We start from the raw sequence: 10,338 nt of genomic DNA on the forward strand, positions 1-10,338 counted from the left end.
CCGGTATTTTCCTTAACGTACGGCTTATTTCGTTTTCAGCGCCAGCGGGTTAAGCGCCAGCTGCTGATAGGCGTTCACCCACGAAGAGTATTTCTCCGGCGCGGCCCATACGCGATAGTGCAGACGCGACATGGTTACCGGGTCGCTCAACAGCACCAGTCGACGATCGCGGTTCAGCTTATCCGGCGTTTCATTCAGCGCCTGCTCGACATGGCGCTCGCGGGCGATCTCCAGGATATGACCCTGACGGTGGCGCGCAGTGGCCATCGCGGTCGCGAGGGCGTTAAACGACGGGTTAAACACCGCGTGCATAAAGCCATCGTCCAGCGAACGCTGACGGTTCAGCGTCAGGTACGCATCGGTATCCTTGAGCACCTGCGGCGGCGAATACTCTTCCGGGATCAGGAACAGCTTCCAGCGCTTGGTGCGCAGGCCCACGGTCGCCCGGCTGGAGATCGCCGACACGAACGGCGACAGGATCAGCGATACGACAATCGGCGCCAGCCAGAACAGGAAGCGCAGATCCAGCCATGCCATTCCGACCGCCCATACCAGCCCCAGCAGCAGCTGCGAGCCGTGACGCATAAAGGCTTCTCCCCACGGCGTGGAGTCATCATCACGCTGCGGCGAATTCCACACCACTTCCCAGCCGAGGAAGGCGCTGACCACGAAGACGGTGTGGAACAGCATGCGCACCGGCGCCAGCAGGACCGAGAACAGGACCTCCAGCAGCAGGGAAAGCGTCACGCGGATAAATCCACCGTACTCCTTCGGCCCCTTACACCACACCAGGATGATACTCAGCAGCTTCGGCAGGAACAGCAGCACCATGGTCGAGGCGAACAGCGCAATAGCCAGCTCCGGACGCCATTGCGGCCACACCGGGAACAGCTGACGCGGCTGCAGGAAGTACTGCGGCTCGGTCAGGGCATGCACCACCTGCAACGCTGTCGACAGGGCAAGGAACATAAACCACAGCGGCGCCGACAGGTAGGACATCACGCCGGTAAGGAACACCGCCCGGTGCACCGGGTGCATCCCTCTCACGAGGAACAGGCGGAAGTTCATCAGGTTGCCCTGGCACCAGCGGCGGTCGCGTTTCAGCTCGTCCAGCAGGTTCGGCGGCAGCTCTTCATAGGAGCCCGGCAGATCGTAGGCAATCCACACGCCCCAGCCGGCGCGGCGCATCAGCGCGGCTTCAACGAAGTCGTGCGACAGAATCGACCCGGCAAAGTTGCCCTCGCCCGGCAGCGGCGCCAGCGCGCAGTGCTCAATGAACGGCTTCACGCGGATAATGGCGTTGTGTCCCCAGTAGTGGGACTCCCCCAGCTGCCAGAAGTGCAGACCCGCCGTAAACAACGGACCATACACCCGGGTGGCAAACTGCTGGCAACGCGCATACAGCGTGTCCATGCCCGAGGCGCGCGGGGATGACTGGATGATCCCGGCGTTCGGGTTCGCTTCCATCAGGCGCACCAGGCTGCTCAGACACTCTCCGGTCATCACCGAGTCAGCATCCAGCACCACCATGTAGCTATACTGGCTGCCCCAGCGGCGGCAGAAATCATCGATGTTGCCGCTCTTACGCTTCACGCGACGACGACGACGACGGTAGAAGATCTGCCCTTCGCCCTGTACTTCGGCAATCAGCTCCATCCACGCCTTTTGCTCAGCGACACAGATATCGGGGTTATAGCTGTCGCTGAGGATATAGACGTCGAAATGGGCGGCGTTGCCGGTGGCTTTCACCGACTCCCAGGTCGCCCGCAGCCCGGCGAACACGCGGTCAACGTCTTCATTACAGATCGGCATAATAAGCGCCGTACGGTGCGCCGGGTTCAACGGTTCGTCACCGACCGTCGAGGCGGAAATACTGTACTTATCGCGACCGATCAACAGCTGCAGGAAGCCCATTAACGCTGTCCAGAAGCCGGCGGAAACCCAGCAGAACAGCACCGCGAAGAGGATCAGAATGCCGCTCTGCAACACGTACGGCAGCAGCTGCATGAACGAGACCCACAGGTTCTGCCCCACCATATCGGCCGGGTTGATCAGCGCCCAGCCCTGATAAGGCAGAATGGTTTTCATGTACCAGGTCGCCACCACGGTCTGCGACAGCGTCAGCAGCAACAGGATGTAGCGACGAATGGTGCCGACGGTACGCCATTTTTGCTCGCTCTCGCGCTCTTCTTGCGTCAGGCGGGAGAGATAGCGCGGCGTGACATCGCGTCCGCGCAGGCGGTCCCAGAAGCGGCCAACCGGGTTGGTACGCCACGGGTCCGGGATCATCGAGGAGCGCTTGGCTTTCGGCATCGCATGCAGCTGGGTGCGGCCTTCATCATCCTTCACCAGCTGATCGCCAGACAGCGAATCCGGCCAGCTGTGCGCCAGCCGCGCCTTGACCGACCCCAGCGGGGAGTCGTCTTCGCGGGCGAAGGTCTGATGTTCGTCATCCAGGGCCTGATGAACGGCCTGCAGGCTGGTGTCCGGCAGCGCCGATTTCTCGGCGTCCGACAGCGGCAATGCGTCAATGTACTTCGTTATCTTATTCATTGGCAGGCAGCTGATAGCTCCAGGTTTCGCTCAACGTGTCATCGCCGTTAACCAGTGCGGCGCGCATTTCCGTCGTTTTCTTCGGATCTTTCACCTTCAAACGCAGGATCATTCGCCAGCCTTTGGTCACCGGATTGTAACGCACGGTATTTTCAACGATTTCAGCGTTATCGCCGGTGCTCGCCTGGGCGGCGACCGGGGTATCCGCTGGCAGTTTTTTCATATCGGCGCCGGTGAAGTCGACAATGAAAGCAATGGTGCCGTCCGGCTGGCGGATCAGGTTCGACTGCTTCACATCGCCGGTAGAGCGGCGGGTCTGCATAACGTACGCGTTATCCGGCGCATGCAGCTTGTCTTCATCGCGGCTGAAGGTGATGGTGTACTTGAAGTTCATCTCCTTGCCCGGCTCCGGCAGCTGATCCGGCGTCCAGTAAGTCACGATGTTATCGTTGGTTTCATCGTTGGTCGGGATTTCGACCAGTTCGATTTTCCCTTTGCCCCACTCCCCTTTCGGGGTGATCCAGGCGCTCGGGCGCAGGTCATAACGATCGTCAAGGTCCTCGAAGCGCGAGAACTGACGGCCGCGCTGCAGCAGGCCGAACCCTTGCGGGTTTTCCATCGCATAGCTGCTAACGGCCAGGTGTTTCGGATTGTTCAGCGGACGCCAGATCCACTCGCCGTTGCCCGCCAGGATCGACAGACCATTGGAGTCGTGCAGCGCCGGACGATAGTTCAGCGCCGGAGAAGGCTGGTTGGAACCAAACAGGAACATACTGGTGAGCGGCGCCACGCCCAGTTTGCCCACTTTGTCACGCAGATAAACTTTGGACTGGACATCCACCACGGTATCGCGTCCCGGCATGATCACAAAGCGATAAGCGCCGGTTGCCCGCGGCGAATCCAGCAGCGCATAGATAGTCAGACGCTTGTCGGTAGCTTTTGGACGCTCGATCCAGAACTCACGAAAACGCGGGAACTCTTCGCCGGATGGCAGCGCGGTATCGATAGCCAGACCGCGCGCGGACAGACCGTATACCTGACCCTGACCCAGCACGCGGAAGTAGCTGGCACCGAGCATGCTGACGATTTCATCGTTCTTATCTTTGCTGTTGATCGGATACAGTACTTTGAAGCCGGCGAAACCAAGGTCTTTCACCGTGTCTTTATCGTGCTGAACGTTACCAAAGTTAAAATAGTCCGGGCTATATTTAATTTTGCGCACGCTGGTGGCCGTCACTTCATTGATGGTGACCGGCGTGTCGAAGTACATACCCTGATGGTAAAATTCAAGCTTGAATGGGGTTTTCTGGTTATTCCAGTAAGCTTTATCGTGATTAAACTGAATTTGCTGGTAGTCCGCGTATTTCATGTCGCGGAAAGCGGAGGGCAGGTTACTCTTTGGCGCTTCATAGCCTTTCCCGGCTAACGTTTTGGCCTCTTTTGCAACGTCATCAATGCTAAATGCCCATGCAGATGAAGTACACAGGGACAACATTACGGCTGCGCTTAACCAACGCATTTTCATCATCTGTGGTTTATGTTTCATATAAGTAAGCACTTCCCCCTTTGTGTGCTTAAATCGATCCGATCTATTTTAATGGAAACTCAGGCAATCCGACAACATAATCCCTGCTTTGTTCAGCGTAGCGGCGCAGGGAATAAACAGTTCGCAGTCCCGTTTGCACTTTGCGTGCTTATCCTGGAGACAGGTACCCCGAGTTCATGTAGGGTTGCTGATAATGTAAGCGTTATCATCTTGAGTGATAAGACGAATTATCTGAGATTGTCGTGAATCGTATGAATAATACTCCGGTACAGCGTGAATATTTTTTCGACAGCATCCGCGCCTGGCTGATGCTGCTGGGGATCCCTTTTCACATTTCGCTGATTTATTCCAGCCATAGCTGGCATGTCAACAGCGCAGAGCCCTCGTGGTGGCTGACGTTGTTTAATGATTTCATTCATGCCTTCCGCATGCAGGTCTTCTTCGTGATCTCCGGCTATTTCTCCTACATGCTGTTCCTGCGCTACCCGCTGAAAAAGTGGTGGAAAGTGCGCGTCGAACGGGTCGGTATTCCGATGCTCACCGCCATCCCGCTGCTGACGCTGCCGCAGTTTATTATGCTGCAGTACGTCAACGGCAAGGCGGAAAACTGGCACACCCTTTCGGGGTACGACAAATTCAACACCCTGGCGTGGGAGCTCATTTCCCACCTCTGGTTTTTGCTGGTCCTGGTGGTGCTGACCTCGCTGGGGGTGGTGCTGTTTAAATGGCTGACGCGCCGCCCGGCTCCGGGCGCTCACGCATTCGGTGACACTGTCACCATGGGCCAGCTGACGATGATTTTCCTCGCGCTGGGGGTGCTTTACGCGCTGATCCGTCGGTCATTATTCGTGATCTACCCGCCCCTGCTGAGCAATGGTCTGTTTAACTTTGTGGTCATGCAGACGCTGTTCTATCTGCCCTTCTTTGTGCTGGGGGCGCAGACCTTTATTAACCCGCGCTTAAAGGCGATGTTCACCACCCCGTCGCCATGGTGTTGCGTGGCGTCACTGCTGGGATTCATCGCTTACCGCCTGAACCAGCAGTATGGATCTGGCGACGGTTGGATGTATGAAACGGAATCGGTGATCACCATGGTGCTGGGGCTGTGGATGGTGAATGTGATCTTCTCGCTCGGCCATCGCCTGCTGAATTTCCAGTCGGCGCGGGTGACCTACTTCGTCAATGCTTCGCTGTTTATTTACCTGGTGCACCATCCGCTGACGCTGCTGTACGGGGCGTGGATCACCCCGGCCATTAAGTCGAATACCTTAGGCTTTATTGGCGGGTTGGTTTTTGTGGTGGGGATTGCCCTGATCCTGTATGAAATTCATCTGCGTATTCCGCTGCTGCGTTTCCTGTTCTCCGGTAAACCCATGAGCAAACCGGCAAAAACCCCGGCCTCGGCCAGCTAACCTTTAGCCTTTGCGGCACGCCAGGCGTGCCGCGCTAGGCTTGCTCATCAAACAGCCGGTCGAAGATCATATTATACAGGGCTTCTAAATCCGCTTTATCGACCGGAGTGGAGGCGCTCAGCTCACAACGGTAGGCTGCCCCCTCCGTCAGAACGGCGATGAGCTCTGAAGCAGCATTGCGTCGCGCATCGCCGAGACCGGGATGATAGCGCTGCGACAAACGGCCGCCCTCCTCTTTCAACCTCCGATCGGCCTGCACCAGGATCTCGCGCAAGCGTGGGTTACGCGAGGCTTCGGCGTTAATTTCCATCAACAGATAATTGTCGCTTTTGGTGGCTGACGAAGTCGGGATCCTGCCGGCCAGCACCGCCGCTTTGCGCGCCAGATTGTGGTTCTCATCGATCATCTCCCCGACCCTGGCGTTGACGATTTCGCTGACAATCGCTTCGATGATCGCTTCCTTGCTGGCAAAAATGCGATACAGCTGACCGACGCTCAGGCCCGCCTCGCGGGCGATATCAGCGACAGAGGCGCCATGCAATCCCTTTGCCGCAAAACATCTTTGCGCAGCGGCAACGATCTCCGCGCGGCGCGCCTGCTGCTTCTGCTGTACTTTTCCTTCCGACACCTGCTCCCTCCTGCAATCCATCATTCCTGTCAATACCGGCGGTTATCATAGCCTATTCTGCGGAATCAGGGGTATGCCGCCAGCAGGCGACGATAGATAGCCGCCGTTTCCTCGTCGAAACAGACGAACAGGACCCGTTCAAGCGGGTTATAGCGGGTGAGAAACGCGGTCACGGTGCGCACGGCGATCGCCGCCGCTTCCTCTTTCGGATAGCCATACACGCCGGTGCTGATCGCCGGAAACGCAATGGAGCGATAATTGTTTGCCGCCGCCAGCTGCAGGCTGTTTTTGTAGGCATCGGCCAGGGTTTGCGCCTCCATGCGGTCGCCGCCGTGCCAGACCGGGCCCACGGTGTGGATCACCGCGCTGGCGGGAAGATCGCCCGCCATCGTGATCACCGCATGACCAGGGGGACATTCGCCCTGCTGCTGCAACACCTGCTTGCAGGCCGCCAGCAGCGCGGGACCGGCCGCCCGGTGGATCGCGCCATCCACCCCGCCGCCGCCCAGCAGCGAGGGGTTTGCCGCATTCACAATCACATCGACATCAAGCGTCGTAATATCGCCGAGAATTACTTCAGGTTGAACAGCCATTTCTCCTCCTGTCGGCATAGCGCGTAGATACGGCTTTCTGCCGATACTAGGGCATACCCGCCCCCGGGAGCAAGATTATCCCGCCGCGCCGGCGACAAGAAGGTAAAAAAAACAGGACTCTGAGGGTCCTGTTGCTATCATCGTCCCGCCGTCAGGCGTTGTCATTGGCGAACGATTTATGCTTATCCGCACGGGCCGCCAGCCACAGGCCACTATTTTTCATGGCATAGCCAAAGACCAGGCCCAGCGCCAGAGAAGGGATAACCAGACGCCAGTCGCCGTCTGCCGCGAAGGTCGCGCAGGCGCCGATAAAGGTGCCGGGGACAAACGACAGCAGCGTCTGTCGCGCCTGGATGCACATCAGAAAGGCCACGACGCCGGTCATCATATAGCTGAGGATCTGCAGCTGCGGGGCCAGCGCGCTACCGTGGATAATCACCAACGCCCAGACCACGCCGCTCATTACCGTACAGGAGGAGATGGCCAGACCTTTCAGACCGCCCTGCGGGCAGGCGAAATAGGCGGTACAGCCGAGGAAACCGGCCCAGCTCAGCAGGCCGAGGGCGACCGCCACCCATCCCCAAATCCCGGAGAGAATGCCCGTCGTTAATGCGATTGCGAAGAGTATGTTCATGGCGCGTATCCTAGCAGATACGCGCCGGAAGAATGCGATCTAAAACACACTATATGAATGAACCTAATTTCAGTTACATTAAAATAGTGACTTAAATCACATTTTATTGCTCATCTTCTTCCTGAAGCTCGTCCCACATCGCGGCGATGGCGTCGCGGGTCAACGGCGCCATCGTGCGCCAGAACGCTGTGTGCGCATGCGCTTCGACTTTCCCCAGCATTGTCCCGCACCACGGCAGGATATAGTCGGCAAACAGGCGCTCCAGCGTCTCGCTCTGCTCTTCTGTGGCATGATCCTCCAGCCAGGAGGCGGCCAGCAGCAGCGATCCGAGATGATCCGCCGGACCTTCTCCCGTCGGGATGCCATGCTCGCTCAGAAAAGCCCGGACCTCCGCTTCCGAGGAACCCTCCACCCACGCGCTGCGGTACGGCGGGACGCTGCAGGCTTCACCGACGAACAGCGCATTATAGTCCGTCGCCAGGGACTGCATTTCACAGCTTTTCTGCAGACGCGCCAGCAGCTCGTCCTGTTCCAGCGGCCAGCTGGCGGCCAGTTTGCCCTCGCGGATCAGGGTAAACAGCGGCACCAGCAGCGGGTCCTGCGGTTGACGGTAATACAGCGAACCCAGCACGCGGCAGAGGATTGAAAACTCGTTCATTCAGTTATTCCAGTTATACAAATTAAAGGTCAGCAAATTCCGGGATCGCCGGCATACCACGCGACTCGAGGAAGTCGAGCAGGCGACGCGGAGAAACGTTGAGGATCCTCTCCTCCGGGAAATCGACAGCATCGAGGATCTTGCGGCATTCGGTAAACTCTCCGAGGGTAAACGCAGTGTGAGAGTCCGAGCCCAGCGCCACCCACCCTCCGGCGTCGCGCACCGCGGCGGCGATGGCCCGGCAGTTATCTTCACTGCCCACGCGCGATGAAACGAAAGAGGAGTTATTGATCTCCAGCGCCACCTGGTAACGGGCCGCCGCTTCGGCAATGGCCGGGATATCCACCGGGAATTTCGGATTACCCGGATGGCTAATCATATGCACTTTACCGCTGGCCATCGCGGCAATCATCGCCTGCGTATGGGTGGCGCTATCCTGCGGCGGAAACACCGGCTCGTGGAATCCGGCGATGATCAGATCGAGCGACGTCAACATCGGCCCGGAACAGTCGATCTCGCCTTCGATATTTTTAATATTCGATTCAATACCGCGCAGGATCCCCACACCGTCCACCAGACGGGGCCAGATGCGCATATTAACGAAATGCCAGTAGTGCGGAGCATCCGCCATGTCCGGGCCGTGATCGGTAATGGCGAAGAGTTTGATCCCTTTACGCTTTGCTTCCGCAATATAATCGTGCAGGGTGCTGTAGGCGTGGGTGCTGGCGACGGTATGCATGTGCAGGTCAACGGGATACATCACATTCTCCTCTTCTGTTTGCCGCAAGAATAGCAGGAATCCGGGCGCTTGATTAGCAAAAACCCCGCCGTGGCGGGGTTTGCTTACCTTAATAACCGCGCTGACGATCGACCTGACCGCTAACCGGTTCCCCTCGCTCCAGGCGGCTAATGGTCCCGGCGATGTAGGCAATGGCCTCCATCGGGCGGGTGACTGCCGCCACGTGGGGAGTCATGGCCACCCGCGGGTGCGCCCAAAGCGGGCTCTCCTGGGGCAACGGTTCGCGACTGAAGACATCGAGCATTGCCCCTTTGAGCTTACCGCTGTTCAGCGCCGCCAGCAGATCTTCTTCAACGACATGCACGCCGCGGGCAAGGTTTAGGACATAGCTCTCATCCGGCAGCTGCGCCAGCAGCGTCTGGTTAATAATGCCGACGGTTTCAGCGGTGTTCGGCAGCAGGTTGATCAGCACGCGGGTCCCCTGCAGGAATGTGCCCAGCTCGGCCTGGCCGGCAAAGCTCTGCACCTGCGGCCAGGCTTTGCGGCTACGGCTCCAGACGCGAAGCGGGAATCCCCAGGGTTGCAGGCTTTCCGCCACCTTCGCCCCCAGCACGCCGGCGCCCATAATCCCGACGGTGAAATCGTCGGCAAGATACTCAGGCAACGGCTGCCAGCGGGACGCCAGCTTCTGCGCCTGATAGTCATCGAACCGGCGGAACCAGTGCAGAACCTGGCTCACCGCATACTCCTGCATCTGCCGTCCCATGCCGGTATCTTCAAGACGAAACAGCGGGATCGACAGGGGCAGCATATCCGGATGATCGCGCAGCTTACTGAGGATCGAATCCACCCCCGCCCCAAGGGCGAACACGGCCTTCAGCGCCCTGCCCTGCAGCATCTCTACCGGTGGATGCCAGACCAGGGCATAGTCCGCCGGCTGGTTATCGCCCGCTTTCCATTCGCGCACTCGCGCGCCGGGTAACTGCTTTTCCAGCTCTCGGATCCAGTATTGGGTATCAAAGGTCGGATGGTAAAAAATAATCTCCATAGGGGCTCCTGATAGCAAACGCCCGGGGCAGGTTAATGCTGGCGTCTTATTTTACTCATTGTTTTCTATTGGTTTGCCAGCATAGCAAATTTCCCCTTGTCGCAAAGTGAAAAGGGAGTGGCGACAAAAAAAACGGATTTCGCACGTTTAAGGAGCAAGTTGTTCGAAGTTTGTCTAAACGCGCTGATTTTGCAAAAAGTTGATTGACGGGCGATACGTATTTCCCTACATTAGCGCCCGTTCCCGACAACAACGGGAAAGACAATATGGTGAGGTGTCCGAGTGGCTGAAGGAGCACGCCTGGAAAGTGTGTATACGGCAACGTATCGGGGGTTCGAATCCCCCCCTCACCGCCATATTTTAAGAAGAGCTCGTACGCAAGTACGGGCTTTTTTTTCGCATGTGGCACCCGCCGGGGGGGGGGATGAGAACCCCCGACCGGGGTTCGACAACTGGCAACGCCAGTTGGACAGACCGCGAGCCTGCGAGCGGGCTGCCCCGCAGGGGCGAGCGAAGCGAGTCAATCC

At 58.3% G+C, this 10,338-nt stretch carries 9 protein-coding genes and 1 tRNA gene; 2 read left to right on the forward strand and 8 right to left on the reverse strand.

What is annotated here, in order from left to right:
* Positions 1 to 24: 24 nt before the first annotated feature.
* The gene (gene mdoH, locus ACLH1U_RS10945; protein WP_032452426.1) at positions 25 to 2,553 is read right to left on the reverse strand and encodes a glucans biosynthesis glucosyltransferase MdoH; all 2,529 of its coding nucleotides are present in this window, start codon (positions 2,551 to 2,553) and stop codon (positions 25 to 27) included.
* Positions 2,546 to 4,099 carry a glucans biosynthesis protein MdoG gene (gene mdoG, locus ACLH1U_RS10950; protein WP_004140751.1) on the reverse strand — a complete coding sequence of 518 codons (1,554 nt, stop codon included), beginning with the start codon at positions 4,097 to 4,099 and terminating at the stop codon, positions 2,546 to 2,548. The genes mdoH and mdoG overlap by 8 nt, the downstream gene beginning before the upstream one ends.
* Before the next feature lie 251 nt (positions 4,100 to 4,350).
* Here mdoG and mdoC point away from each other — a divergent pair, with 251 nt between their 5' ends.
* Positions 4,351 to 5,511: a glucans biosynthesis protein MdoC gene (gene mdoC / locus ACLH1U_RS10955; RefSeq protein ID WP_023289117.1), complete on the forward strand. Its 1,161-nt coding sequence runs from the start codon at positions 4,351 to 4,353 to the stop codon at positions 5,509 to 5,511.
* Positions 5,512 to 5,545: 34 nt separating this feature from the next.
* Here the strand turns inward: mdoC and ACLH1U_RS10960 are convergent, their stop codons facing one another.
* The 6 genes from ACLH1U_RS10960 to ghrA all read right to left on the reverse strand — a co-directional run bounded on the left by ACLH1U_RS10960 (position 5,546) and on the right by ghrA (position 9,811).
* On the reverse strand, positions 5,546 to 6,139 hold the full coding sequence (locus tag ACLH1U_RS10960; RefSeq protein ID WP_105491113.1) for a TetR/AcrR family transcriptional regulator: 594 nt from the start codon (positions 6,137 to 6,139) through the stop codon (positions 5,546 to 5,548).
* A gap of 65 nt (positions 6,140 to 6,204) precedes the next feature.
* On the reverse strand, positions 6,205 to 6,732 hold the full coding sequence (gene ymdB, locus ACLH1U_RS10965; RefSeq protein WP_023289115.1) for an O-acetyl-ADP-ribose deacetylase: 528 nt from the start codon (positions 6,730 to 6,732) through the stop codon (positions 6,205 to 6,207).
* Positions 6,733 to 6,883: 151 nt separating this feature from the next.
* Positions 6,884 to 7,366: a DUF1097 domain-containing protein gene (locus ACLH1U_RS10970; RefSeq protein WP_044522057.1), complete on the reverse strand. Its 483-nt coding sequence runs from the start codon at positions 7,364 to 7,366 to the stop codon at positions 6,884 to 6,886.
* Between the two features lie 103 nt (positions 7,367 to 7,469).
* On the reverse strand, positions 7,470 to 8,024 hold the full coding sequence (locus ACLH1U_RS10975) for a molecular chaperone (RefSeq protein ID WP_023289113.1): 555 nt from the start codon (positions 8,022 to 8,024) through the stop codon (positions 7,470 to 7,472).
* A gap of 22 nt (positions 8,025 to 8,046) precedes the next feature.
* A complete protein-coding gene (locus ACLH1U_RS10980; protein ID WP_004204525.1) occupies positions 8,047 to 8,784 on the reverse strand; it encodes a phosphatase in 738 nt (245 codons plus the stop codon).
* A gap of 88 nt (positions 8,785 to 8,872) precedes the next feature.
* Positions 8,873 to 9,811, reverse strand: coding sequence for a glyoxylate/hydroxypyruvate reductase GhrA (ghrA, locus tag ACLH1U_RS10985; RefSeq protein ID WP_032452421.1), 939 nt, complete (start codon positions 9,809 to 9,811; stop codon positions 8,873 to 8,875).
* Between the two features lie 268 nt (positions 9,812 to 10,079).
* Between ghrA and ACLH1U_RS10990 the strand changes: the two genes are divergently transcribed.
* Positions 10,080 to 10,167, forward strand: a tRNA-Ser gene (locus ACLH1U_RS10990).
* The last annotated feature ends 171 nt before the right edge of the window (positions 10,168 to 10,338 follow it).

The sequence above is a fragment of the Klebsiella sp. 1SOBk5mer genome, assembly GCF_046603115.1.
Classification (GTDB): Bacteria; Pseudomonadota; Gammaproteobacteria; order Enterobacterales; family Enterobacteriaceae; genus Klebsiella; species Klebsiella quasipneumoniae.